24 protein-coding genes are annotated in these 25,347 nt (G+C 59.5%); 8 read left to right on the forward strand and 16 right to left on the reverse strand.

Going from position 1 to position 25,347, the window contains the following annotated elements:
- Positions 1-65: 65 nt before the first annotated feature.
- The 3 genes from FHK95_RS06680 (at position 66) to FHK95_RS06690 (ending at position 4,600) form a co-directional block, all read left to right on the forward strand.
- A complete protein-coding gene (locus FHK95_RS06680; RefSeq protein WP_150303812.1) occupies positions 66-938 on the forward strand; it encodes a LysR family transcriptional regulator in 873 nt (290 codons plus the stop codon).
- A 99-nt stretch (positions 939-1,037) separates the two neighbouring features.
- On the forward strand, positions 1,038-3,968 hold the full coding sequence (locus tag FHK95_RS06685) for a sensor domain-containing protein (protein ID WP_150303813.1): 2,931 nt from the start codon (positions 1,038-1,040) through the stop codon (positions 3,966-3,968).
- A gap of 92 nt (positions 3,969-4,060) precedes the next feature.
- Positions 4,061-4,600: a glycine zipper 2TM domain-containing protein gene (locus tag FHK95_RS06690; RefSeq protein ID WP_150303814.1), complete on the forward strand. Its 540-nt coding sequence runs from the start codon at positions 4,061-4,063 to the stop codon at positions 4,598-4,600.
- 88 nt (positions 4,601-4,688) lie between these two features.
- On the opposite strand, the gene FHK95_RS06695 is transcribed toward FHK95_RS06690, so the two are convergent.
- Positions 4,689-5,576 (reverse strand): LysR family transcriptional regulator, encoded by an 888-nt coding sequence (locus FHK95_RS06695; RefSeq protein WP_150303815.1) that lies wholly within the window; start codon positions 5,574-5,576, stop codon positions 4,689-4,691.
- 102 nt (positions 5,577-5,678) lie between these two features.
- On the opposite strand from FHK95_RS06695, the gene FHK95_RS06700 reads away from it, so the two are divergent.
- Positions 5,679-6,452, forward strand: coding sequence for a ferredoxin--NADP reductase (locus tag FHK95_RS06700; protein WP_150303816.1), 774 nt, complete (start codon positions 5,679-5,681; stop codon positions 6,450-6,452).
- 76 nt (positions 6,453-6,528) lie between these two features.
- Here FHK95_RS06700 and FHK95_RS06705 read toward each other — a convergent pair whose 3' ends face one another.
- From FHK95_RS06705 to aroC, 5 genes are all read right to left on the reverse strand, one after another.
- Entirely contained in the window at positions 6,529-7,290 is a 762-nt protein-coding gene (locus FHK95_RS06705; protein WP_150303817.1) for an SDR family oxidoreductase, read from the reverse strand.
- Complete coding sequence (locus FHK95_RS06710) at positions 7,291-7,482, reverse strand: PLDc N-terminal domain-containing protein (protein WP_150303818.1); 192 nt, start codon at positions 7,480-7,482, stop codon at positions 7,291-7,293.
- Positions 7,483-7,603: 121 nt separating this feature from the next.
- The gene (locus FHK95_RS06715) at positions 7,604-8,134 is read right to left on the reverse strand and encodes a cupin domain-containing protein (RefSeq protein WP_150303819.1); all 531 of its coding nucleotides are present in this window, start codon (positions 8,132-8,134) and stop codon (positions 7,604-7,606) included.
- Between the two features lie 27 nt (positions 8,135-8,161).
- Positions 8,162-9,337, reverse strand: coding sequence for an MFS transporter (locus tag FHK95_RS06720; RefSeq protein ID WP_150303820.1), 1,176 nt, complete (start codon positions 9,335-9,337; stop codon positions 8,162-8,164).
- A 64-nt stretch (positions 9,338-9,401) separates the two neighbouring features.
- A complete protein-coding gene (aroC, locus tag FHK95_RS06725; RefSeq protein ID WP_150303821.1) occupies positions 9,402-10,493 on the reverse strand; it encodes a chorismate synthase in 1,092 nt (363 codons plus the stop codon).
- Positions 10,494-10,667: 174 nt separating this feature from the next.
- On the opposite strand from aroC, the gene FHK95_RS06730 reads away from it, so the two are divergent.
- Positions 10,668-11,435: a sulfite exporter TauE/SafE family protein gene (locus tag FHK95_RS06730; protein WP_150303822.1), complete on the forward strand. Its 768-nt coding sequence runs from the start codon at positions 10,668-10,670 to the stop codon at positions 11,433-11,435.
- 59 nt (positions 11,436-11,494) lie between these two features.
- Positions 11,495-12,268, forward strand: coding sequence for a hypothetical protein (locus tag FHK95_RS06735; RefSeq protein ID WP_150303823.1), 774 nt, complete (start codon positions 11,495-11,497; stop codon positions 12,266-12,268).
- Positions 12,269-12,274: 6 nt separating this feature from the next.
- On the opposite strand, the gene prmB is transcribed toward FHK95_RS06735, so the two are convergent.
- Positions 12,275-13,186 carry a 50S ribosomal protein L3 N(5)-glutamine methyltransferase gene (prmB, locus tag FHK95_RS06740; protein WP_150303824.1) on the reverse strand — a complete coding sequence of 304 codons (912 nt, stop codon included), beginning with the start codon at positions 13,184-13,186 and terminating at the stop codon, positions 12,275-12,277.
- Positions 13,187-13,284: 98 nt separating this feature from the next.
- Between prmB and FHK95_RS06745 the strand changes: the two genes are divergently transcribed.
- The gene (locus FHK95_RS06745; protein WP_150303825.1) at positions 13,285-13,857 is read left to right on the forward strand and encodes a Smr/MutS family protein; all 573 of its coding nucleotides are present in this window, start codon (positions 13,285-13,287) and stop codon (positions 13,855-13,857) included.
- Positions 13,858-13,861: 4 nt separating this feature from the next.
- On the opposite strand, the gene mnmH is transcribed toward FHK95_RS06745, so the two are convergent.
- The 3 genes from mnmH to FHK95_RS06760 form a co-directional block, all read right to left on the reverse strand.
- On the reverse strand, positions 13,862-14,971 hold the full coding sequence (mnmH, locus tag FHK95_RS06750) for a tRNA 2-selenouridine(34) synthase MnmH (RefSeq protein WP_150303826.1): 1,110 nt from the start codon (positions 14,969-14,971) through the stop codon (positions 13,862-13,864).
- On the reverse strand, positions 14,971-16,008 hold the full coding sequence (gene selD / locus FHK95_RS06755; RefSeq protein WP_150303827.1) for a selenide, water dikinase SelD: 1,038 nt from the start codon (positions 16,006-16,008) through the stop codon (positions 14,971-14,973). The genes mnmH and selD overlap by 1 nt, the downstream gene beginning before the upstream one ends.
- Positions 16,009-16,104: 96 nt before the next feature.
- The gene (locus FHK95_RS06760; RefSeq protein WP_150303828.1) at positions 16,105-17,115 is read right to left on the reverse strand and encodes a patatin-like phospholipase family protein; all 1,011 of its coding nucleotides are present in this window, start codon (positions 17,113-17,115) and stop codon (positions 16,105-16,107) included.
- A gap of 92 nt (positions 17,116-17,207) precedes the next feature.
- On the opposite strand from FHK95_RS06760, the gene FHK95_RS06765 reads away from it, so the two are divergent.
- On the forward strand, positions 17,208-19,637 hold the full coding sequence (locus FHK95_RS06765) for a penicillin acylase family protein (protein ID WP_150303829.1): 2,430 nt from the start codon (positions 17,208-17,210) through the stop codon (positions 19,635-19,637).
- Positions 19,638-19,643: 6 nt separating this feature from the next.
- Here FHK95_RS06765 and FHK95_RS06770 read toward each other — a convergent pair whose 3' ends face one another.
- The 6 genes from FHK95_RS06770 to FHK95_RS06795 all read right to left on the reverse strand — a co-directional run bounded on the left by FHK95_RS06770 (position 19,644) and on the right by FHK95_RS06795 (position 25,343).
- Complete coding sequence (locus FHK95_RS06770; RefSeq protein WP_150303830.1) at positions 19,644-20,480, reverse strand: DUF4892 domain-containing protein; 837 nt, start codon at positions 20,478-20,480, stop codon at positions 19,644-19,646.
- A gap of 151 nt (positions 20,481-20,631) precedes the next feature.
- Positions 20,632-21,495 (reverse strand): alpha/beta fold hydrolase, encoded by an 864-nt coding sequence (locus FHK95_RS06775; RefSeq protein WP_150303831.1) that lies wholly within the window; start codon positions 21,493-21,495, stop codon positions 20,632-20,634.
- 90 nt (positions 21,496-21,585) lie between these two features.
- The gene (locus FHK95_RS06780; protein WP_150303832.1) at positions 21,586-23,280 is read right to left on the reverse strand and encodes an AMP-binding protein; all 1,695 of its coding nucleotides are present in this window, start codon (positions 23,278-23,280) and stop codon (positions 21,586-21,588) included.
- 196 nt (positions 23,281-23,476) lie between these two features.
- The gene (gene sixA / locus FHK95_RS06785; RefSeq protein ID WP_150303833.1) at positions 23,477-23,920 is read right to left on the reverse strand and encodes a phosphohistidine phosphatase SixA; all 444 of its coding nucleotides are present in this window, start codon (positions 23,918-23,920) and stop codon (positions 23,477-23,479) included.
- A complete protein-coding gene (locus FHK95_RS06790; protein WP_150303834.1) occupies positions 23,917-24,300 on the reverse strand; it encodes a DUF4389 domain-containing protein in 384 nt (127 codons plus the stop codon). The genes sixA and FHK95_RS06790 overlap by 4 nt, the downstream gene beginning before the upstream one ends.
- On the reverse strand, positions 24,297-25,343 hold the full coding sequence (locus tag FHK95_RS06795; protein ID WP_150303835.1) for an NAD(P)H-dependent glycerol-3-phosphate dehydrogenase: 1,047 nt from the start codon (positions 25,341-25,343) through the stop codon (positions 24,297-24,299). Before FHK95_RS06795 ends, FHK95_RS06790 begins: the two co-directional genes overlap by 4 nt.
- Between the last annotated feature and the right edge of the window lie 4 nt (positions 25,344-25,347).

Here is a 25,347-nt window from a genome sequence, read left to right on the forward strand (position 1 = left end):
AAAAGCTGGCATTCAATAAAACAAATTCATTATATTCATGGATTGGATTACCAACTGGAATACCAATGGATACTGCCAACCTCTCTGCATTCCTTGCCGTTGCGGCCAGCGGGTCCTTTTCGCGGGCGGCCGAAGCACTGCATCTGACCCAGCCCGCCATCAGCAAACGCATCGCGGCGCTCGAGTCGCAACTCAGCGCCCGGCTATTCGACCGTATTGGCCGGAGCATTACCTTGACCGAGGCCGGCCGGGTACTCCAACCCCGCGCTGAACAAATAATTGGCGTATTAGGTGATACCGAACGGGCGCTGAGCAATCTGTCATCCACGGTGCAGGGGCGTCTGTCACTCGCGACCAGCCACCACATCGGGCTGCATCGCCTGCCGCCGGTATTGAGGCAGTATACCAAGAGCTATCCCGGGGTGGCGTTGGACATCCGCTTTCTCGACTCCGAGATCGCCCACGACCGGGTCATGCACGGCGAGGTCGAGCTGGCTGTCATTACCCTGGCACCCGCCGTTGAGTTGCCCGTGATCGCCGAGCAGATCTGGGACGACGTGCTGGAGTTTGTCGTTGCGCCGGAGCACCCGCTCGCCGCCGAGCAGGTGGTTACGCTGGAACAGCTGGCCAGCTATCCGGCGGTGTTCCCGGGACTGGACACCTTCACTCACCGTATCGTCAGCCAATTGTTCGAGCGCCACTCAATTACCCCTCAGGTCAGTATGAGCACCAACTATCTGGAAACCATCAAGATGATGGTTGCAATCGGCCTGGCCTGGAGCGTGCTGCCGCGCACCATGCTGGATGAACAGGTCCGCAGCCTGACCGTGCCAGACGCTCGCCTAGTCAGGCAACTCGGGTGCATCTGGCATAGTGGCAGAACAATGTCGAATGCAGGGCGCGCGATGATCGACATGCTTAAAGAACACCCCGCGTAAATTTGCAGACAACCGACCTTGTACCCTTGAGTTCAACCGACTATTTTCAAGTCAGACGCAGTTTATCTACCGACTTACCTACCGCCGCGGGAATTCTCCATGGAGCATGTGTCAGGGGCTGACACCGGGCAATATCAGGACGATGCATTTAGCGTTCTGTTCCATAGCATGCCCACTGCCGGGTTGTTGGTACTGGATCAATCAGACCAGATTCTCGACTCGAACGGGGCATTCAAGCAACTGTTCGGCTGGGACTCGCAAGCTTTGAAAGGCTTGCAGGATGCGAGATTCCCACTGTGGCCGAATGCTGCTGGGCGCCGGCAATGGCTTGCGCGACTGGCTAACGGCCAGAGCCCGGTAACCGTTGAACTGCCGCTTCGCTGCCGTAATGGCAGCTTGCTTCCATGCTCGCTGATCATCGAAGCCATTTCCCTTGCGGATCAGTCCTACCGCCTGTATCTGTTCCAGCCCATTTCTCGCCTGCAGCGCAACAATCGCCTGATCCAGACCAATACCCTGAGCGCCACCCTGCCCGACCATGACAGCCTGGCACTCGCGCTGGATGCCTCACAGATGGGCATATGGGAATTGGATATCCGCAGCGGACTGCTCAATGCCTCAGCGCGATCCGCTGCGCTCCACGGCTTTTCGCCGGATGCCTGGAAAGGCTCACTCAGAACCTTTATGGGAAGGGTGCCCAAGGAGGATCAGCGCGCCATGCGCCGTGCATTCGTGGCCATCTGCCGTGGACGCCGCCGCCGACATTGCCTTACCTACCGAGTCAGGCAACCCGATGGCAGCCTTAGATGGTTGGAAGCAACCGCACGCCTGGACCGGGACGCCCAGGACGCCCCCTTGCGCCTGACCGGCACGCTGCTGGATATCACAGAACAACGGCGCAGTGAGCAGGCATTGGCTGAGAGCCAACAAAAATTCTCCGAGTTGTTCCAGGGCGCGCCCGAGCCTTACCTGCTGATATATACCGAGAGCGGCGTCATTATCGAAGTGAATCGGGCTTTCATCCGCACCTTCGGTTATCAACCCCAGGCGGTGGTGGGACGTTCATTGACTGATACCGGGTTGATACGCGCCTCAGACCAATCCCGGCCGGCAATTGCCGAGCTGTTGACAGGCAAAGCCGTGCACGTTGACGAGATCGACGTGCGCCACCTCGATGGCAAGGTGCATATCTGTGAGCTATCGAGCGCCTTGTTCACGATCAATCGCCAACAGTGCACCCTGGTCAGCCTGAGGGATATTACTGCGCGCAAGGAGGCGGAAAGTGCCTTGCGCGCCTCCGAGGCCAAATTCTCCAAGGCCTTTAGGGCCAGCCCCGACTCGATCAGCATCACTGAAAAACGCTCGGGCAGACACCTCGACGTCAATGAGGGCTTCACGCGGCTTACCGGCTTCACGCCCCAGGAAGCCATCGGCCGCACCAGTGCAGAGCTCGAAATCTGGGCTGACCCACAGGAACGCGCTGCAATCCTGGCGGAACTGAAGCGCTGCGGTCGAATCCGGCAGCGCGAACTGCGCATGCGCGATAAATACGATCAGATTCGTATCGTCCTGATATCCGTCGAGTCGCTCGATATCAATGGTGTCGATTGCCTGCTGACAACAGCACGCGACATCACTGAACAGAAATATATAGAGGAACGGGTCAAACATCTTGCCTATCACGACGCGCTGACTGATCTACCCAACCGCCTGTTGCTCAGTGATCGGCTTGTGCAGAATATCGCGCTGTATAACCGCCACAGGCTCAAGGGAGCGTTATTGTTCTTCGATCTGGATCGATTCAAGCAGATCAACGATACGCTCGGCCATGCCTTCGGGGACGCCGTGTTGTGCGAGGTGACGCGCCGCATGCTCTCGGTGGTACGCAAGGAAGACACCGTGGCGCGCTTAGGTGGCGATGAATTCGTGGTACTCATCAGCGGGCTTGAGGAAAATGAACAACCCTTTGTGGAGCAGATCAGCCACAGTGCCACCAAGCTGTTGAGCGTGCTGGCCGCGCCCATGGAGATCGATGGCCATAGCCTGCAACTCAGCTCCAGCGTCGGCATCGCGCTCATCCCCGATCATGGCGACAATCCCGAAGAACTGCTCAAGCGCGCCGACATAGCTCTCTACCATGTCAAGCAAAGCGGTCGCAACGGTATCGCCTTCTTTGAAGAAGCCATGCAGACCCAGGCCGTTGAACGCCTGACGACGGATTCCGAGTTGGCGCAGGCATTGGCACGCGGCCAACTCGAAATACGCTACCAGCCGCAGTTCGACGTCTCTCGCCAACGCATCATCGGCGTCGAAACCTTCCTCTACTGGAATCATCCGACCCGGGGTCTGCTTGCCCCCAGTGCGTTTGAGGAAGCGCTTGAGCAGAGCGGCATCCTTATTGAAACCGGGGAATGGCAGCTCGAGCAGTCCTGTAAGGTGGTGTCGCATTTGCTGGCGACAGGTTTGGCCGAGCCGGAATATTTCCGCGTCAGCATCAACGTCAGCCCCAAACAGTTACACCACCCAAGCTTCGTCGGGCACCTCACGGAGGTTCTCGAGATTCACAACATTCCGCCTCGCTGCCTCAAACTAGGCATACCGGAAAGTGCCGTGATCCAGGATATGAGCGCCACCCTGGCCAGGATGACTGAACTGCATCAACGAGGTGTGCTGCTCTCCATCAACAATCTAGGAGCGGGCTATTCGTCGCTCAATTACCTGAAGCGCCTGCCGGTCGATGTGCTCAAGATCAATCAATCCTTCGTTCAGGATTGCGCAGCGAGCCCACACGACGCTGCCGTGGTGCGTGCCATTATCGGCATCGCGCACAGCCTCGATATCGAAGTCGTTGTCGAAGGCGTCGAGACGCGCGAGCAACTGGCCGTTTTCGACCAACTCCCCTGCGATTACTTTCAGGGGCCGTTATTCTGCCCTGCGGTCGATGCCCAGCGGCTCGAACACATGCTGAAGGTATTCCGCGCCGCCCAACGCAGCCGCGATCGACCTGAAACGCGTCGTCGTCCACATTGATTATAAATAAGCCTGTGCTGAACTAACGCCTGTGGGATGATGTCTAATGCATCGGCATAAATGCCGGGATATGGAAAAAGGAAGTGTTACCCATGAATAAATCAATGCTGTCGGGCATTATCATTGGCGCGGTTGTAGTCACTGCAGGCGGCGCCTTTGCCGGATATAACGCAATGGCAACCAAGGCTCCAAGCCATGCAGAAGTCATCAAAGTGGCAGAAATCAACGAAGACCAGCGCACGCCGCGGCAGGTTTGCCAGGACGTAACCGTCACCCGGCAGCAGCCAGTCAAGGATCAACATCAGGTTCTCGGCTCCGTCGCAGGAGCTGTGGTAGGCGGCCTTCTCGGCAACCAGGTCGGCGGCGGCAGTGGCAAGAAGATCGCCACCGTGGCAGGTGCTGCAGCAGGCGGCTACGCTGGCAACAAGACCCAGGAAAATATGCAGGCCAATAACACCTACACCACGATCGAAAACCGTTGCGAGACGGTTTACGACACCTCCAGCAAGGTGGTGGGCTATCAGGTTGATTACCGCATCGGCGAGGAACAGGGCAGCGTGCGTCTGGACGAGCACCCAGGCAAGCAGATCGCCCTTACCGAAGACGGCAAGCTGGATCTCGGTACGCTGTAAATGCGCTGAGACAGCAATTCAAAAAGACCGGGCTCAGCCCGGTCTTTTCGTTTGCGCCTCCACAGATCAGATGCTTAATGACGAGGCGTCAAACCACGCTGGAGTCTTTACACATTTCAAGCCAACGCTCTATCCCTGCGCTGCGAAATTTGTTGCGCTGCAGTACAAAGTAAAAGCTGCGCTTGAAGTCGCGCTGGGGTACCGACAAGGGCACCAGACTGCCGCGTTTGAACGCCTCAACTAACGTAATCGCTGACAGGCAGCCGATCCCCAGGCCCGCCTCCACTGCCCGCTTGATCGCCTCGGTGTGCTGCAGCTCGAGCTTGAATTGCAGCCGCGGCAACAGGCCATGCATCGCCCATTCGAAATGCTGACGGGTGCCCGATCCCTGCTCTCGCACAATCCATTCGGCTTCGACCAGCTCATCATCCGTCAACCACGGCTTGCCGGCCCACGGATGGTCTGGTGCGCAGAAAACCACCAGCTCATCATCACGCCAGTGCTCCATTTGTAACTCGGGATGATGGGTTTCACCCTCGATCAGACCGATATCCAACTCGAAGCTCGCGACCTTGCGCACTATGGTCGCGGTGTTAGCGACCTCCAGCTCGACCCGGGCACCGGGCTGTTCAACCATATAGCGCGCCATGATCTCCACCGCCAGATAGTTGCCTATGCTAAGGGTCGCACCGACCTTGAGATCGCCGATATCCGCGTGACTGGTCAGAGCCAGCTCAAGGCTCTGGGCCTGATCGATCAACGCCCGCGCCTTGGGCCTTACGGTATTGCCCAGTTCGTTCAACTGTAAACGCTTGCCCACCCGATCAAATAGCTGCACATCGAACTGTTTTTCCAGATCGCGCAGTGCGCTACTGGCGGCCGATTGCGACATGGAGAGGCTCTCTGCTGCGCGCGTCAGGTTCTCGTGGAAGGCGGCCGCGAGGAAAACCTCCAATTGGCGTAAGGTGAATTTCATTATCGGTTTTACCGTTTATACAAAGAGATACAAGTCGCTTAGCCGATATACTAACAGAGCGTAGACTTCACGCCATCAGACGGGCTTAAGGAGTCTTAACAGATGGCTGGATTCAACACCGAACGCGTTCTCAGCGTGCATCACTGGACAGATAACCTGTTCAGCTTCAAGACGACTCGCGACCCGGGCTTCCGCTTCAAGAACGGGCACTTCATCATGATCGGTCTGGAAGTCGAAGGGCGGCCGTTGATGCGGGCGTATAGTATTGCCAGCCCGAATTACGAGGATACCCTGGAGTTCTTCAGCATCAAGGTGCCTGACGGCCCCCTGACCTCGCGCTTGCAGAACATCAAGGAAGGCGACCCTATCATTCTGAGCCGCAAGCCAACGGGTACGCTGGTGCTGGATCATCTGATCCCGGGGCGCAATCTGTACCTGCTCAGCACAGGAACTGGTCTGGCACCCTTCATCAGCATCGTGCAGGATCCGGAAACCTATGAGCAATATGAAAAGGTGATCCTGATTCACGGTTGCCGCTACGTTCGGGAGCTGGCCTACCAGGATCTGATCGGTCAGGATCTGCCGAACCATGAATATTTTGGCGATATGGTCCGTGACAAGCTGATCTACTACCCCACCGTGACCCGCGAACCGTTCCGTAACCAGGGCCGGCTTACCGACCTGATGAGCAGTGGCAAGCTCTTCGATGACATCGGCTTGCCAGCATTCGACCTGGAGAACGATCGATTCATGCTGTGTGGCAGCCCGAACATGCTCAAGGATACCTGCCAGCTCCTTGATGCCCGGGGCTTCAAGGAAGCACGCCATGGCGATCAGGGGCACTACGTAATTGAGCGGGCTTTTGTGGAGAAGTAATCCGCACTGCTGCCCGACGCAACAGGTGCTGCAACCGCCGGCTTCAGACGGGGCCGGCTTCGGTCGAATCCTGACCTTACTCGACGTAAAACATCTGTCGGGTCATGCCTCCGTCAATCACATAGTTCTGTCCGGTTATGAAACCGGCATCCGGTCCAAGCAGAAAGGCGACTAGCGCGGCGACATCCGCCGGTTGCCCTACCCTGCCCGCTGCATGTTGTTCGTGGTCGACGACCCTTAACGGATCGCTGGCCTGCTGAACCGGCGGACGGGTATCGATCCAGCCGGGACTGACCGCATTGACCCTGATATCAGGTCCGAGACTGACAGCCATGGCATGGGTGAGGGCAACCAGGCCGCCTTTGCTCGCAGCATAGGCTTCGGTCTGGGCTTCCGATTGGATTGCCCGTGTGGACGCCATATTGACGATGGCGCCGCCGCGACGGCGCAATAGCTCGATCGCGTGCTTCGAGAGCAAAAAAGCACCGGTCAGATTGGTCGCCAGCAGGCGATTCCAACTGTCCAGGCTCAACTGTTCCAGCGGGCCATTGTCCGGGTCGGCAATGCCCGCATTATTGACCAACCCATCGAGTTGTCCGAAATCCTCTTCGATGCGCTCCATGCAGGCTATGACACTGGCTTCGTCTGCCACATCCAGGGTCACAAATTCTACCGTGCCCAGGCGGGCGAGCTCTTCGGCGGCGTCCTGCCCGGCGGTTTCGTCGATATCAGCCAGCACCACTGACCACCCGTCTCGCAGGAGTCGGGTCGCCACGCCACGTCCGATACCTCGAGCAGCGCCGGTAACCAGCGCCACCCTACCATCGAGTGGCACCATTCAGGTGAGATTCCCACCGCGCGGGCCGGCGAAAAACCAGACGATCAAACCGATCACCGGCACAATCAGAATGAACAGTACCCAGAGTACCTTGGCAAGCGTACTTGCACCGCTCTGCACAATTTTGATGATTGCCCAAATACTCAGGACCAGTATCACCAGACCAACCAAACCACCGCCAATATTATCCATCGCTAAGTCCTTGTTTTGAGAAAGTTCTTGTTCAGTCTAGCCTAACATCATGGCTTCGCTTGTTAGAAATTACAGCACAAATCGTCAGGCCGGCGCGTTGCGCACGTCTTCAACAGGGTAGCTATTGGATTTCCGGCAGGTCCATGTTCATGGCTAGCCCACCATCGCAGGGAATACATTCAACTCCGACAGACGTCTTCGCCAGCCGGATGATGATGCATTCAGACCCCACGCCCTGGCGCAACCAGTGCATGACATTGGCAGGGATCGACACCAGGTCTCCGCGCACGCAGCCCAGCGCATACAGGTGGTCGTCTATGTGTAGACAGAGTACGCCTGCACCCTTGAGAAAAAGTCGCAGACCCGTATCGCCGCAGCTCTGTTCGGACTCCCCTTGGTGCTGCGCTCCTGCAGCATAAGCGGGTATCCGAGGCAGGCGCAGAACATTCAGGTGCGGGTATTGGCCAAAGCGCGTCCGTAGATTGTCCGCCAGCTGTGCGTCGTCCTGATCAGCCTGTAGTTCGACAGATAAATCGATAGTCTCGTAGGCAACAGATACGTCTGCCAGCACTGCCCCAATGTCTTCCCTGTGCGTCAGCAGCTTGATCGGATTCAGCAGATTGTCGTGGTGATACACCGCCAGAAAACTCATGAATGCCACCCGCCTCTTGTTATCTGATTAATGAATCTGTTCGTTGTTAGTGACCACGGCGGATCGCCCAGGCAGACGCCACAGTAGCACCAGTGCAGCGAGCAGCGCCGCAAAACTGGCGATCACAAAGGTCCAGAACGGCCCGATAGTGGTCCAGCTGTAACCGGAATACAGCGCTCCCAGTGCGCCGCCGACCCCCGCAAGCGTGGCATACAAAGCCTGGCCCTGTCCCTGCAGTTTCTCGCTGAAGCTCCGTTGGACAAAGTGGATAGCTGCCACATGGAAACTGCCGAAGGTGGCGGCATGCAGCAGCTGTGCAAACAACAGAACCGCCAGCTGGTCGGCCAGCGCACCCAGCAGCAGCCAGCGCAACGCGGCCAGGGCGAAGCTGGCTATCAGCATGTATTTCAGGCTGCAGAATGCCAATATCCGGGTCATCAGCATGAACAGTAGAATCTCTGCGACTACCCCCAGCGCCCACATCACCCCAATAGCTCCGCGCGTATAACTGAGCGCCTCCAGGTGCAGCGTGAGAAAGGTGTAGTAAGGCCCGTGGGACAGTTGCATCAGCGCAACGCAGATAAAAAAAGCCGGCACGCCCGGCCTGAGCAGTTGCCGCAGGAACCCCACCGCCAACCGACCCTCCCCCCGGGCCACACGGATCGGCGGCGCGGGCACCATCAGACTGCAGAGGTAGATTGACAGCATGATCCCGAGCATAACGGCCGGATAAACATCCATATCATACGACTGCAGAAGCCAGCCCAAGCCCACCACCGTGGCGATAAAGCCGACCGACCCCCACAGCCGTACCTGGCTGTAGCGCGCTGATTGATCCCCCAGATGGGAAAGGGTAATCGCTTCGAACTGAGGTAACACCGCGTGCCAGAAAAAGCTGTGCAAAGCCATGATCATGGCCAGCCACAGGTAATCCTGGCGCAGGAATATCCCGATAAAGGTCACTGCAGTAGCCAGCGCACCACAGCGAACGATCAGCAACCGTCTGCCGGTTACATCGCCCAACCAGCCCCACAGACTAGGCGCCAGGCACCGCATCAACATGGGGATGGCGACCAGCTCCCCGATGCGGGCGGCCGGGAAACCCAGATGATGGAAATACAAGGAAAGGAACGGGGCGATTCCGCCAAGCAGCGCGAAGTAGGCGAAATAGAAGCCCGACAGGCGCCAGTACGGCAAGCTCATTGGCTGGACAACGAGTTCAACTCAGCAGAGTTGAACTGTGCAACAGCGGGTCGCCGGGAACGGATTACAGCTGACCGAGCACGGGCGTCCCGACCTTAACCTCTGCGTTCTGCCCGCGGTGGCGCAGCAGATGGTCGAGCAAGACAATGGCGACCATGGCCTCGGCGATCGGTGTGGCGCGGATGCCGACACAGGGATCATGCCGTCCCTTGGTGATCACCTCGACAGGATTGCCATTAATATCAATGGATTGCCCAGGAGTTGTGATGCTGGATGTAGGTTTTAGCGCCAGGCTGGCGACAATCGGCTGCCCGGAAGAAATGCCGCCCAATACGCCACCGGCATTGTTGCTCTTGAACCCCGCAGGAGTCAGCTCATCACGATGCTCTGTCCCGCGCTGGGCGACGGAGGCAAAGCCGGCACCGATCTCGACGCCCTTTACCGCGTTGATATTCATCAGCGCGTAGGCCAGCTCCGCGTCGAGCCGATCGAATACCGGCTCGCCCAGTCCTGGCGGAACACCCTCGGCGACCACGGTAATTTTCGCGCCGACCGAATCCTGATCCCTGCGCAGTTGGTCCATGTAGCTTTCCAGCTCCGGCACCTTGCCTGGATTGGGACAGAAAAAGGCGTTCTGATCGACCGCATCCCAGGTTTCAAACGGGATTTCGATCGGACCCAGCTGGCTCATGTAACCGCGCACGGTGATGCCCTGCGTCGCCAAGTACTTCTTGGCAATGGCGCCGGCGGCCACGCGCATGGCCGTCTCGCGCGCGGATGAGCGCCCCCCTCCGCGGTAATCGCGGAAGCCATATTTATGATGGTAGGTGTAATCGGCGTGGGCCGGGCGGAACAGATCCTTGATCGCCGAATAATCTTTCGACTTCTGATCCGTGTTACGAATCAGCAAGCCGATCGGACATCCCGTGGTGCGCCCTTCGAATACGCCGGAGACAATTTCGACTTCATCCGCTTCCTGACGCTGGGTTGTGTGCCGACTGGTGCCTGGTCTGCGCCGGTCAAGCTCGTGCTGCAGGTCGGCTGTACTCAGCTCCATGCCTGGGGGGCAGCCATCCACAATAGCCATCAGGGCCGCACCATGGCTCTCGCCGGCGGTGGTGACAGTGAAAAGTGTGCCTATGGTATTCCCGGACATGTGCGCAACCCGACGTCGAATATTGGAGGGCCAGCAGTATAGCGTTCCGCACTTGTGGGCGACAGCCCGTTGTCCGGGCGGCCGGCGCCGCGCCCTACCCGTCCCGGCCGCTCGAGGTTGCGATAACTGACGAACAGACCCTAAGCTTGCGTTTTCGCAGCGGCAGGCATGTCGATGGAAGCAATGCTTGAATTCATTCTGCCCGCCGGTCTTTCACCGGGGCTGGTGGTGATGCTGATCCTTGCCGCGGGTATCACGTCGGTGATCACTGCCTCGCTGGGCATCGGAGGCGGCGTCGCACTGCTCGCGATCATGGCGCTGGTCATGCCCCCTGCCGCCATTATCCCCGTGCATGGCATGGTGCAACTGGGCTCCAATTTCAACCGGGCGCTGATGACCGTTCGCCATATTCGGCTGTCGGTGATCGCCTGGTTTCTACCTGGCGTCCTGCTGGGTGCCTGGCTCGGCAGCCTGTTTCTGGTGGATTTGCCGCTGGCGCTGGTTCAGCTGTGTATCGCCGGTTTCATTCTGCTGCTCTGCTGGGGGCCGCAGATCCCAAAGATTGCGACCGGCCCGGTCGGCACCCTGATTGCGGCGACCTTCACCACCTTCGTCAGCCTCTTTGTCGGTGCCACCGGGCCACTGGTGGCCGCCTTCGTCAAACAGCAGCAACAGGGTGACCGCTTCGCCACGGTGGCCACCTTCGCTGCGGCCATGACATTGCAACATGCTCCGAAAGCCCTGGTATACGGCGCGGCGGGCTTCATATTCATGGAATGGCTGGGGCTGATACTGGCCATGGTGGCGGCCGGCGCACTCGGAACCTGGTTCGGCCTGACGCTGCTGAAAAACCTCAGTGACCAACGCTTTGGGCTGATCTTCAACCTGTTACTGACATTGCTTGCCATTCGCCTGATCTGGACGGCGCTGAGCACCTGGTAGTCGGGTAAAGTTTACAGCCCCGCTGCCGATAAGCCGGTGAACCCTAGCGGACACCACTCATGAGCAGCGCGGACCTACCGACCATTGACGCAACGGCACCCAAATCGCCAAGGGATCCCTTTGCCCGCGCCCGGCCAACTGACTTTCATTGGGTATTGCTCAGGCCAGTATCAGTCCTGCGCAAGATCATCCAGCCGGAGATGCTGGCGCAGGTCGGGGTAACCCGCGAGCGGGTCGGCAACCTGGAGCTGTATCGCCTGCACGTTCGGCTGGATGGCGAACCGCTGCAGGAGGATGGCAACCGGCTGGAGGTGTTGGTTGATCATAGCCGCCAGCGGGTGCGCTTCGGCCCGATCTCTGGTGTGCGTCTGGCACCGGCACGGCGCGGCCTAGCAGGCTACCTGCTCGCTCAGTTGATCGACTGGTGCCAGCGTACAGTGCCTGAGTATGTAGTCACGCCGCTGATCTTTGACGACCAGGGGCTCAACGCCGAATTGCAGGAAGTACGCAGGAAACTGCTCAAGCGTGCCGGGTTCGATCTCAGTATCGATGAGGATTCACCCGCAAAGGGACGCGCCCAGACCAGCCACCTGCAGAACCTGATCAGTAGCTGGAACACCGAACGCGTCCAGCGCATCCAGCCGGGCGAGCTCCTGCATCAGCTACGCGAGCAGGAAGCCGCTCAGCTGCAACAACAGCGTCAGCTCAATACCTTGCAAGCAGCGCTGGAAAGCTACAAGCGCAACGATATCGGGCACCGTTTCGCCATTGGCTGCCTGATTGTTTTCGCCATCTTCCAGGCGATACTGCTGCTCTGGGTGGTACTGCGCTGAGCAGGGTTAACGTGACTGGCGAAACAGCGCCTGATGATCCCTGCACTGCCCCGCGTTGAGCACGAACACCCCGTGTCCGCCGTGTTTGAACGGCACCCACTCGAAGTCCACCTCAGGCCACTCAGCCATCACGTGCACCATGCTGTTACCGACTTCAACCACCAGCACACCATCCTCGGTCAGGTGATCAGCCGCCTCGGCGAGTATGCGCCGGACCAGATCCAGACCATCAGTGCCGCAGGCCAGGCCGATCTCAGGCTCGTGATGATACTCGTCGGGCAGATCGTCCATATCCTCGGCATCAACATAGGGAGGATTGCTGACAATCAGGTCAAAGCGCTCGCCAGGCATGCCATCAAGGCCGTCTGACCAGCGTGCTTCAACGCGGTCCTGAAGCTGATGGGCTTCGATGTTCTCCTCGGCGACAGCCAGCGCATCGGTGGACAGATCCGCCAACACCACCTCGGCCTGGGGAAAAGCGTAAGCGCAGGCAATACCAATGCACCCGCTGCCCGTACACAGATCCAGAATCCGCACGGGGTCACGCTCCAGCCAGGGCTCGAAACGGTTGCCGATCAGCTCAGCGATAGGCGAGCGCGGCACCAGCACCCGCTCGTCGACGACAAAGTCCAGGCCGGCAAATCGGGCATGGCCCGTGAGATAGGCAGCGGGAATGCGCTGCTCGATGCGCTGCTGCAGCAGGTCCACCACCGCGGCACGCTCACCCTCAGTCACCCGACAATCCATATACTCCAGCGGGGTCTCCCAGGGCAATGCCAGACCACTCAACACCAGCAGGCGCGCCTCATCCCAGGCATTATCGGTTCCGTGGCCGAACCACAAGCCGGCTTCATGGAAACGACTCACGCCCCAGCGAATGAGATCCTTGATGGTGATTAACGCGGTGATTTCGGTCATGGCAAAACATCCAGGGTGGCAGAGTCGCCATTCTAGCCGGTCTCATCACCGCCGTCAGGCTGGTACAATGCGCGCCTGACACTCATTCGTTGACGACCATGAATCACCACTCCGACGATTCGGACGACATAGACCTGTTCCGCCAGGCCATCCGGGGCGTGAAACCCATCAAGGTTGATCACGCCGACACTGGCAAGCCCCGTACCGATCACGCACGGCTCAAAACCCTGCGCCAGGAGGCTGTGCGCCCGGATAACCGGATCAAGATCGACGGCCTGTCCGATCAGTTTGTAATGGATGTGCAGCCGGAGGAAGAGCTCGCCTGGGCATGCAACGGCGTACAGGAAAGCCAGCTGCGCAAACTGAAATCCGGACAGATACCCTTCGATGGCACCATCGACCTGCATGGCATGACGGTGGACAAAGCGCGGGAGATCCTCTGGGAGTTTCTTGCCGAGGCCAACCGCCTGGAGATTCGCTGCGTACGCGTGACCCACGGCAAGGCGGCACGCAAGGATGGCCGCAAGCCCATCCTCAAGAGCCATGTAAACACCTGGCTGCGCCAACACTCGAAGGTACTGGGTTTTACCTCATGCATTCCGCGCCATGGCGGCACCGGCTCGGTTTATGTACTGCTGAAACGAACCATGCTGGAAGGCCGGGACGAATAGTCCGCTACCCCTCGGTAATCGACTGCTCAGCCAGGTACTCAATGACGGCCTGCTTGTCACCACTGAACACGACCCGCTCCTCTTTGCCTGCTCGCTGATAGGCATACATTGGGTCGTAGTAATGGGTCAGCAGCCCCGCGATCCAGTCGCGGTGGGCATGCACCTCACCGCTGCGCTGCTGGATCTCCAGTGCCTGGCGCATGATGCTATCGAGGGATTGATACCGGTCGCCGCCCAGACGCTTACGGATGCGTAGCAGGCTACCCAGCAGATACTCCGAGAAGGCAGCGAAAGCAGCCTCAGGTTGATCGGGATACAGCTGCGCATATTCCGCCCGCATATCCGTTACGTAGTCCTGAAGGATCCGGTCCACACGGTTTTCAAAGCTGTCTTCCAGCCAGATCAGCGGCGCTTCCTGCATTGCCCGAAACAGCTCGACCGGCACCGTGCAACTGCCGACCATACGGCCCTCGTCTTCCAGCACCAGGCATTGGCTACCCTTGGCGCGCGCCTTGAGGACTTCGATCGCCAAGCGGTTCTCGAAATCGATTTGCCCCGGCTGAGGATTAGCGCGTCGGCCAAAGCTCGAGCCGCGGTGATGAGCGTGACCTTCCAGATCGAGACTGCAATCCAGGGCGGTAATTACCTCAGTCTTGCCGGTACCGGTCAAGCCGGCAACCAGCTTCAACGGACACTCACGGATGGCATCATCCAGCGTGTCAATTAGAAAACGTCGTAGCGCCTTGTAGCCGCCGGTCACGCGCGGGTAATGCACCCCCGCCTCTGCCAGCCATTCCTGCACGAGCTGCGAACGCAGTCCCCCACGGAAGCAATAAATATAGCCCTCCGGGTGCGCCTCGGTAAACGCCTTCCAGGCCGCTACCCGCTGCGCCTTGATCTCGCCGTTGACCAGTGTATGACCCAGATCGATGGCTGCCTGCTGGCCTCTTTGCTTGTAACAGATACCCACCTGTTCGCGTTCGCTATCGAGCATCAGCGGCATGTTTACTGCGCTCGGGAAAGCCCCTTTGGCAAACTCGACAGGTGCGCGCGCATCCAGCAGCGGCACATCATTCAGAAACAGCTGTCGATAATCCTGCGTATCAGCGCGCATCAAACCACCTCGACGCAGGCGCCAGCATCGGCGGCGACGCACTCGCCAATTGGCTCCAGATGCATGCCTGCTTCCTGCGCGACCGCCAGAAACTCGGCCTGCGCCGCCGGATCTACCGCAACCAGCAAACCACCGCTGGTCTGTGGGTCGCACAACAGGTTGCGCCAGGCTGGCGGCATATCGGCAACCTTGTGCCCGTAACTGTCGAAATTCCGCCCGGTACCGCCCGGAATGCAGCCGGCCGACAGGTAGTAATCGACACTGGCCAGACGCGGCACCCGCTGATACTCGACCCGTGCCTTGACCCCTGAGCCCTCGGCCATTTCAACCAGATGGCCGAGCAAACCGAAGCCGGTGACGTCGGTCATCGCCTGAACCCCTGGCAGCGCCGCGAACCGCGCGCCGATGCTATTGAGACGACACATCAGATCACGCGCCACGCCGGCATCTTCGTCGCGCAGCTTTTTCTGCTTCTCGGCAGTCGTGAGGATGCCGATACCCAGGGGCTTGGTCAGATACAGTTTGGCGCCAGGACGTGCGGTGTCATTGCGCTTGAGTTGACTGCGCGAAACATGGCCGGTCACTGCCAGGCCAAAAATAGGTTCCGGGGCGTCAATCGAGTGGCCACCGGCCAAGGGCATGCCGGCCTCCGTACAGACCGCACGGGCCCCGGCCATCACTTCACCCGCCACGGCTGCCGGCAACACATTCACCGGCCAGCCGAGGATGGCGATGGCCATCATGGGTGTTCCACCCATGGCATAGATATCACTGATGGCATTGGTCGCGGCGATACGGCCGAAATCGTAGGGGTCATCGACGATGGGCATGAAGAAATCGGTGGTACTGACAATGCCCCGCTCGTCATCCAGACCGAACACTGCGGCATCGTCCCGGCTGGAATTGCCCACCCAAAGCTGGGGAAAAGCCGGGCCGGGCTGCCCGACCGAGAGGATCTCATCGAGCACCTGCGGGGATATCTTGCATCCACAGCCGGCGCCGTGGCTGTACTCGGTCAAGCGAACTGAAGCTGTCATGCCATCTCTCCTGCCAATTCAAGAGCGGCATTCTATCAGGCATGAGGTGGTCGGCCTATGAACTGGCCGGAGTCTGTTGACCTTTTGTCGCAGCCATCAGGACACCTTGCCAACCGCTGGCGTGACCCCTTCAAAACGATCCAGTGTGTCACTGGCGACCATTCGACCCAGCTCGATCAGTTCGGGCGCGCGGTGAAAATCGAAAAAGCGGGTCAGCCGTTTTGGTACCTCTATCAATACATCCGGCGGATAGCCAGCAATCTTGTACTGGGTCAGCGAGGCCTGCATGGTCTCGAATGACAAGTTGACCAATTCAAGCATGCTTGCCGGCCCGACGTTCTGCTCGACGCGCACCGGTGCGCTTTCATCCTGCTGACGCATTGCGACGATCTCAGCGGGCGGTTCCTCCTGCGCAGCGGATTCCAGCGAGACCACGTCGTCGGCAGAGGCTCCCCGGCGTGAGATCCAGCTGCGCATATTCATGCTGCCGACCCATTGATCCCACTGCTGGCGTATGGGGGCTGGCCGCTCAATCACCGGCAGGGTGTACCCATAGGTATGGGTGCCGTTAAGGTTGACCGCCACAATCAGGTCGCAATGAGAAGAGACCACCGGGACGATCGGCAAGGGATTGAGCAGACCGCCATCGACCAGCACCCGGCTGCCCTGCCGCACCGGCGAGAACAGACTGGGTATCGCCGCCGATGCGCGCATGGCCTGATGCAGACAGCCCTGCTGAAACCACACTTCCTGCTGGTTGGTCAGGTCGGTAGCCACCGCCGTGAAGGGGATCTTCAGGTCCTGTATTCGGACCTCGCCGAGTATCTCCCTGACCCGCCCGAAAACTTTTTCGCCACGGATGGCCCCGAGGTTGCCGAAACCGACATCCAGCAGCCGCAACACGTCCAGGTACGCCAGCCCGGATACCCATTCGCGGTACGCCGGCAGACCGCCCGCCGCGTAAACGCCCCCTACCACGGCACCCATGGAGCAACCGGCGATGCATTCGATGGAATACCCGCGGCGCTCCAGCTCTTCGATGACGCCAATATGCGCGTAGCCGCGGGCTCCGCCACTGCCCAATACCAAAGCGACGCTGCGTCCCATGGTGTCTTTTCCTCTTCTGATCAATCTCGATTGACGGCGGGTTTCACTCTCAGCATGATGCCGGGATAATTTTCACCATATCAAGGCAACCCGTGAATAATCGCCGTACCTTTCTGTTGAAGCTGGCCGCCGTAGTACTCATTCTTGGAATAGCGATGGCCGCACTGGGAGCCTGGATATTTCATAACGCAGAAGCACAGCGCAGCGGCACCATCAGCCTGCAGGGCATGAAACAACCGGCGCACGTATATTACGACACCTGGGGCGTGCCGCATATTGATGCGCAGACCGACCAGGACGCATACCGCACCCTGGGCTACCTGCACGCCCAGGACCGCCTGTTCCAGATGGACCTGCTGCGCCGCATTGGTGCCGGGCGACTGTCCGAGCTGTTTGGCCAGGAATCCCTGGCGACCGATCGCTTCTTTCGCACGCTGGGTATCAGTCGCTACGCACGGGATTACGCCGAGCGCATGGAGCAGAACGCCGACGCACCTCATGTCCAGCTGATACAGGCTTATCAGAATGGTATAAACCAATACATTGAGCAGGGCAATGTGCCGGTCGAGTACCGTTTATTGCTCAGCGAACCTGATTATTTTTCCATGGCCGATATCGCCCATGTCATGGGCTACATGGCTTATTCCTTTGCCGAAGCCTTCAAGACTGACGCCTTGGTCGACCATGTGCGGGGCACGCTCGGCGAGCAGCACATGCAGGATCTGGTGCCCGGCTGGCCGAGCAGCAAGCCGCCCACCGCACCACCAGTGCAAAGCGGCGCACTGCTGGCACCGTTGCTCAAGCAAGTGGCGCATGTTGAACAACGCCTGCCGGTTGGCCAGTTCCTCGGCAGCAACGCCTGGGCCATCAAAGCCAGTCGTAGCGCAAGCGGCGCCCCGATGCTGGCGAACGATCCGCATATCGGCTTTTCCGTTCCGGCGACATGGTATGAGGCGCATATCCGCACGCCTGAGCACGAGGTCTATGGCCATTTTCTCGCCGGGCTGCCCTTTGCCCTGCTCGGCCAGACGCGCAATCATGCATGGGGCCTGACCATGCTGATGAATGATGAAGTGGATTTCTACCGCGAGCGGGTTAATCCGGACAACCCGGACCGCGTATGGTCGAACAATCGCTGGCAGACCCTCGACGTCCATGAAGAAGTGATCAAGGTGCGCGGTCAGGAAGACCGCCTGATCCGCCTGCGCAGTACGCAAAACCGGCCCATCATCAATGATCGACTGGATGCGTCTGAAGAGGTCGAAGCAGACCGCCTGCCGGTCAGTTTGTTCTGGACCTTCCTCGACTCCGAAAGCGATTCGACCGAAGCCTTCTACGGATTCTCCCAGGCCAGCACCATGGCTGAATTCGAGGCCGCAGCCGCCAAACACTGGTCCCCCGGGCTGAACGTAGTGTATGCCGACGTGGACGACAACATTGCCTCGTGGGCCATAGGCCGCATGAAACGCTGGCCAAAAAGCAACAACAGCTTCGCCCTGCTCAGTGGCGGGAGTAAACGCGACGAGTTTCTCGGCTATCAAGCCTTCGCGCTCAATCCGCGCACGGTCAATCCGTCCGCAGGGCATGTATTCAGCGCCAATCATCCCTATGAGCATGACAACCCGCGCCGTGTGGTTCCTGGATATTATGCGCCGAGTGAGCGTTCACAGCGTCTCGCCGAGCTGCTTGCCACCGACCAGCCGATGGACCAGACGTATTTTCGCCATATCCAGCTCGACAACCAGCGCTCGCAATCGGCCGCCATGATTGCCGACGCGCTGCCACTGCTCGGTGACACGCTGTTAAGCGAAGAGTTGCGGCCATCGGCGGCGCGTGCTGCCGAAATGATCGAGCAATGGGACGGCGGCTTCGACCGCAATAGCGTCGGCGCCACCATCTACCAACGCTGGCACGACCAGCTGATGCGGGCGCTATTCGCCGATGAACTGGGCGATCAGTATGCGTTCTTCAAAAATACCCACATGGCTGAGAAGAGTCTGCTCAGCCTCTACTGGAAGCCCGCCTCACCCTGGTGGGACAACCGTCAGCAGCCATCCCAGGATGGTCGCCAGGCGGCGATCGAGCACGCCTGGGTCACCACCATCGAAGCCTTGAATGAGCAATTGGGCGCGGACGTTGACAGCTGGAAATGGGAGCAGGTTATCCGACTGGAGCATGCCCATCCGCTCGCAGAGAAACTACCCTTCGGCTCGCTGTTGAACAGCAACCCGGTCGCTGTTGACGGTAGCCGGGAGAGCATCAACAGTATGACCTTCGGTCTGGAGCAGGACATCTTTCAGGTCAGTGCGGGACCTTCCGCCCGGCGGCTGATCGACCTGGGCAATCTCGACGGAACGCTGGGCATACTGCCGCTGGGCCAATCGGGCAATCCCTTCGACCGGCATTACGCTGATCAGGCCGAGTTGTTTAATGAAGGGCGCTACCGGACACAACTGTTTGATTGGGTTTCGATCCAGGGATTGCCCGACCGCATGACAGTCGAGCCCTCCCGGAAACGCTGAGACCGCTCAGATCTTGACGATGCGCACGCCCGTTTCGGGGGTCGCATCGCCCGTTTCAAGACGTTGCTTGCGGATACCGCGGTCAGCGAGCGCCTGAATAACAGCCGGCGCCTGCGCTCCGTGAATCACAACGCGCAGACGGGTGTCGGTGCGCAACGCACGGTTCAACAGATCGAGCCAGCTTTCCGCCGCGTCCGCGTCAAGGTCTTCCAGATCGGCTGCGGGCACGCTGAACTGCCCTTCGGCGTTGATCACCTTCAGCAGCGTCGCGGGGGTCGGATACAAAGGCCTCTCCACGGCCTCGTCAGGCGTGAACTGATCGACATGCAGATAGACCTGACGATTGCCGCGGGTGATCGAATACAGGCTGACAAACCGCTGAGGCTCTTCGTCTACACGCACTGCCAGATACGCCTGATTATCATCCGGGCCATATAACCGCGAGAAGCCGATGACCTGGCTGGCCCAGGTACTGCTGCTGCCACACTCGCGACCCTCACAGAAATACAACATGGTGGTCTCTCTGCCCAGCAACTGCTTGGTGGCGTGGGCAAAGGCCTCATCGCTGTCATGCCCCGTTGGGATAAGCCAGGAAACCTGCAACAGGTCACCGATGGTGCGTACTTCACGCTCGGCTCGCAACTTGTTATTGATGCGTCGCACGCTGCCGATGGCGACACCGTGATCGATGCTTTCCTCGATGTTTAGCCTGGCTACTTCGGCGCGGGGAAATGGCTGAATCAACAATTCATCAGGAAGCGCGTCGGCAGCCTGACTGACGGCGGATGCCAGAGCGAAACTCAATCCCATTAACAGCAGAGCCGGTCGTCTTCTTGACGGCATTTGTTCTCCTCAGCATTGCAGCATTACCGCGCCTCACAAGGGGGCTCACGGGGACCAGTCCAACGCAGATCAATCAGCGCTGGCCATGCGGTGGCATGAGCCTATAGCAAAGACGGAACTTCTGATAGCCTCGGTCAGTGGCTGCACCGGGTCAAGCAAGGTCATTGAAAAAACTGTCAATAATCGTTGCCACCTGCTTCGCAGGTTCCTCCAGGTGCAGGTGATGGCCGCCTTCGACGCGATGGATCTGGATGCTTTGAAGCTGCTCGATAAAAGCAGTCGCTTCCGGGCGTTTGGCGAAGATTCCCTCGCTGGCGACTACCAGGCAGGTTGGCGTGCGGATCGCTTCGACTATCGCTCTGGCCTGGGTACGCGTAAAGCGCAGCGCTGAGGGCAGCATCAATTGCGGGTCCGTCCGCCAGGTCCAGCCGCCCTGCTCCGGCATCAGCCCGCGTTCGACCAGGCAACTGGCCGCCGCCCGCGTCAGAGGCATGTTACCGCCCAGAATCCGCGCCGTGGTGGCCTTTTCAGGCGATACATAGATCGGCTTGCGCTTCTTGCTGGTAGCCAGGGTGGCCTTGAGAAAACGGGTCATCTGAGCCGGGGTGTCTTCGGCTTCTGAGGTGATCGGCACCAGACCATCGATCAGCGCGGCGCCGATAATCCGTTCCGGCATGCTGGCGGAGAGAATGCCGCTGATGATCGCCCCCATCGAATGCCCGAGCAGCGCGAATCGCTCCCATCCCATGCTTTCGGCGACCTGCAATACAGTGGCGGCCTGCTGCCACAGGCTGTAACCGCCAGCGGGCAGGTGATCAGAGAGACCGTGCCCCGGCAAGTCCAGAGCAATCAGATAAACGCCATTGAGTTCGGGTGCGATCAGGTCAAAGGTGGCGGCGTTATCGAGCCAACCATGCAGACCTATGACCGGGAGACCATCGGGCTTGCCCCATACCTTGGCAGCCACCTCCACCGACGGCAGGTTGAAACGTACTTCGTGACTCGCATGCTCCATGAGACCGGGGTTCCTGTAAAAAGCGGGAGAATCTATACGGCGCGGCATCCATAGACAAGTTGTATGGCGTCTGTGAATGGCTCTAGTGCCTCAGACTGGCTCGGGTGCTTCCTGCCACAGCACCCGCTTACCGCTTACCGACCACAATTCGAGCTGGTCCTGATAGGTCGCTTCGACAACGTGACGTTTGAGCTTCAGGGTCGGCGTCACGAATCCATTATCCATGCGCCACTCGTCCCCTATGACGACCAGACTGGCCAGCTGTTGGTGCCGCGGCAGGCGCTTATTGATCTCGAGCAGCAGTTCCGTAAGACGCTCGGTGGCTACCGAGTCCCCTGTGGCGGCAGTACCGGCTTCCCGCTCCATTAGCTGCACCAGCGCGACCGGCTGCGGCAGGTTATCGCCCAGCACACAGGATTGCTCAATGAGCGGACTGGCATCCAGAAGCCGCTCGATCGGGCCCGGCGAAATGACCTTGCCTGCGCGGGTAGTGAACAGGTCCCGTGCTCGCCCAATGATCCGCAGAAACCCTTCCTTGTCCACCTCACCAAGGTCGCCCGTGTGCAGAAATCCCTCCTCGTCCAGCATCTGCGCGGTCGCTTCCGGGTCTCTGAAATAGCCCATCATGGTCGCGCGACTTCGAATCAGCAGTTCGCCGTTCTCCGCAAGTCGACATTCGACTCCCGGGTTGGGCAAGCCAATCCATCCGGACTTGAAGCGCTTGGGTCTACCAAGGTGCGAGTAGCCGCAGTTCTCGGTCATGCCGTATATCTCGACCAGATTCATGCCTAACCGCTGGAACCAGCGCAGCATGCTGTCAGTGGGCGGCGCGCCGCCGCTAACGGCGTAGCGTATGTGATTAAGCCCGAGCCTGGACAAGACGATGCGTGCCGGAATAATGCGGATCAGCGGTATTTTCAACAGGGTATCCAGCAACACCGCCGGAATTCGCCGGTACACGCTGCGCTGCAACTTCGACCAGATGCGTGGCACACCGAAAAACACCGTCGGCCGCGCGCGCCGCATATCGCGGATAAAGGTGTTCGAGCTGTGCACGAAAAACACCGTGTCACCGGCCAGCAGAGACGCGACTTCAACGAACTGGCGCTCCGCCACATTACTCAGCGGCAGGTAGGACAACAGACGGTCCTCGTCGTCAATCACAAACAGACGAAGCCAGTTATTGGCGGCGTGGTACATGGCGCTGAAGCTGAGCATCACGCCCTTTGGCGGGCCCGAGGTGCCAGCGGTATAGACCAGGGTGGCCACGGCGGCGGGATCCGGCAGACGATCGTCACCAAGCGGTTCGTGCGTATCGAGCAGGCGCTGCCAGGAAAGCGAACCGGCATCTTCCGGCGCCAACGGCAGGCCAATCCAGGGGACGTCGGGGTACACGCTGGAGCGGACGGTTTGCCAACTATCGAGCTTGCCTATCACCGCTGCCTGGCACTGCGCGTGCTCCAGAATCTGGCGGACTGCATCGTTGTTCAGGGTCGGATAGATCGGCACGCTCACGTGACCAGCCATCCAGATCGCCAGATCGGCGATGATCCAGTGAGCACAATTCTTCGAGAAGAGCGCAATGTGACTGCCTGCGTCCAGCTCCAGCGAGCGAAGATAGGCGGCAATCCGGCGCGCCTGATCGCCCACTTCAGCCCAGGTGAATTCGTCAGCACCGCCAGCGGCGCGCGGCTGGACCAGATACACCCGGTCGGGGTGCGCCCGCTCCCGCTCATAAAAGCTTTCGAGCGCAGACGAAACCGCCAGTTTCACCTGATCAGGCATATGCAGTACCTCATGGTCTCTTGTTCTTCTTTTTTGCGCTGAATGTTCAAGGCCCGTTGGCGTTTCATCGCGCTGAACGGCAACAGGCCCCGGAGCCACTCGATTGACCGCATCGATACTCACTATCCCACGGTCAAAAAGCCCAAACAAGCGCGGAACAGAGGCAACCGCGCGGATTGTCCCGATGAATGTCAGATCATTTGATCACCCGGGCAAGCCCGGCTGCTACGTGATCCAGTTCGAGACAGACCAGCCCGGCGGTAGGCATTGGGTAGTGGCCGCGACGGTGCCCTTCAACCAGCAGGCTTATCAGCTGACTGACCAAGGGCTGATGACTCACCAGGAGCAGATTCTGCTCGCTCCGCTGCTCCAGGCAGCCGATCACGCTGTGTGGGTCGGATTCAGGTATCAGCCAATCGACAGTGATGATCCCGCCCGGAAAACCGCTGGCCTGACACGCCAACTCGGCGGTCTGCTGGGCGCGCACGAAGGGGCTGGCAAGCACCGCCTCAAATGGCTCCCCAGCCAGACCGGACATTACCTCCAACACCTCCTTCTGACCCGCCGCAGTCAGTTGACGAAGGGAGTCGGCCGGCGCCTGCGCCTCGGCCTGACCGTGCCTGAGTATCCAGAGCTTCATGGCTGAGCTGGACCGTCTGACGATCCCCCTGAGGTGTCAGCGGTATGGTCACGGGTCTGGTTGTCTGCGTCGGATGGCTGCTCGCCGATAGTGAGGTGCCATTGTGCTTGAGGATCCGGCCATTCCATGAAGGGCCAGGGCTTCTGCTCGGTGGCGCCAGTGGCGAATCGCCCGATCTGCCATGCATATTGGGAAAGACTGTTACCGAAACCGGTCAACCGAGTCTCATACGCGCCGTTGAGCAGTTGCGAACCGATCTGCAGTACAACCACCACGACCAATAGCACTTCAGTAATCTGCCAGGCGATAGCAAACAGCAGGACGTAAAGTAACCGCAGCCAGAAATCGGCGGAGGTGATAGCTGTCTTGGCATGATTCATTGCGCAGTGTTCCCGGAATCGTTGTTTACGTAGGAGGCGAATTCGACATCGTCTTTCTGGGAAGCGGCCATGAGACGACCAATCACATCCACCATCGGCTGGCCTTCGAACAGGATGGCATGCAGACCAGCCACCAGTGGCATATAGATACCCTCTTCGTCGGACTTCTGCTTGAGTACCCGCAAGGTATTCACGCCTTCTGCCACTTGCCCCAGCTGCGCCACGCTATCTTCGAGTGTCTGCCCCTTGCCGAGGGCGAAACCGACCTGAAAGTTACGCGACTGGGGGGACGTACAGGTGACTATGAGATCCCCGATCCCGGCAAGCCCCAGGAAGGTCATGGGATTGGCGCCCATGCTGACCGCAAAGCGAGTCATTTCGGCCAGCGCCCGGGTGATCAGCATGCTCTTGGTATTTTCACCGACGCCCATTGCAGCGGCCATGCCGGAGATAATCGCGTACACGTTCTTCAGCGCACCGCCGAGCTCCACACCGAACCGGTCCTGGCTGGCGTACACGCGAACGCTCTTGCTGCCCAGCACAGCTTGTACTTCGCTGCAGAGCGTCTCGTCCCGACAGGCAATCACGGTCGCGGTCAACGCACCGGCGGCCATTTCCCGGGCCAGATTCGGTCCGGACAAGACCCCGACGCGCGCGTCGGGCGCCTCGGCTTCGACAATCTGACTCATCAGCACAAAGCCGGGTTGTTCAATGCCTTTGGTGGTGCTGACTACGCCCTTGCCCGCCAGGTCCGGACCGATCTGCTGCAATACATTGCGAAACGCGCCGCTGGGTATGGCCAGAAACACCAGCTGGGCTGTGGCCAGAGCTGCATGCAGATCAGTGGTGACGACAAGGCGCGGGTCCAGCGGTATGTCCGGCAGGTATCGGCTGTTCCGGTGGTCACGGTTAATCTCGTCCGCCACGGCCTGATCACGCAGCCATAGGGTAACTGGCACTTCATGTGACGCCATCAGATTGGCCAGCGTGGTCCCGAAACTGCCTCCGCCCAGTACGCAAACGGGCTGTTTTTGCTCAGTCATGCAG

Source organism: Pseudomonas saliphila (assembly GCF_008638345.1).
GTDB lineage: Bacteria > Pseudomonadota > Gammaproteobacteria > Pseudomonadales > Pseudomonadaceae > Halopseudomonas > Halopseudomonas saliphila.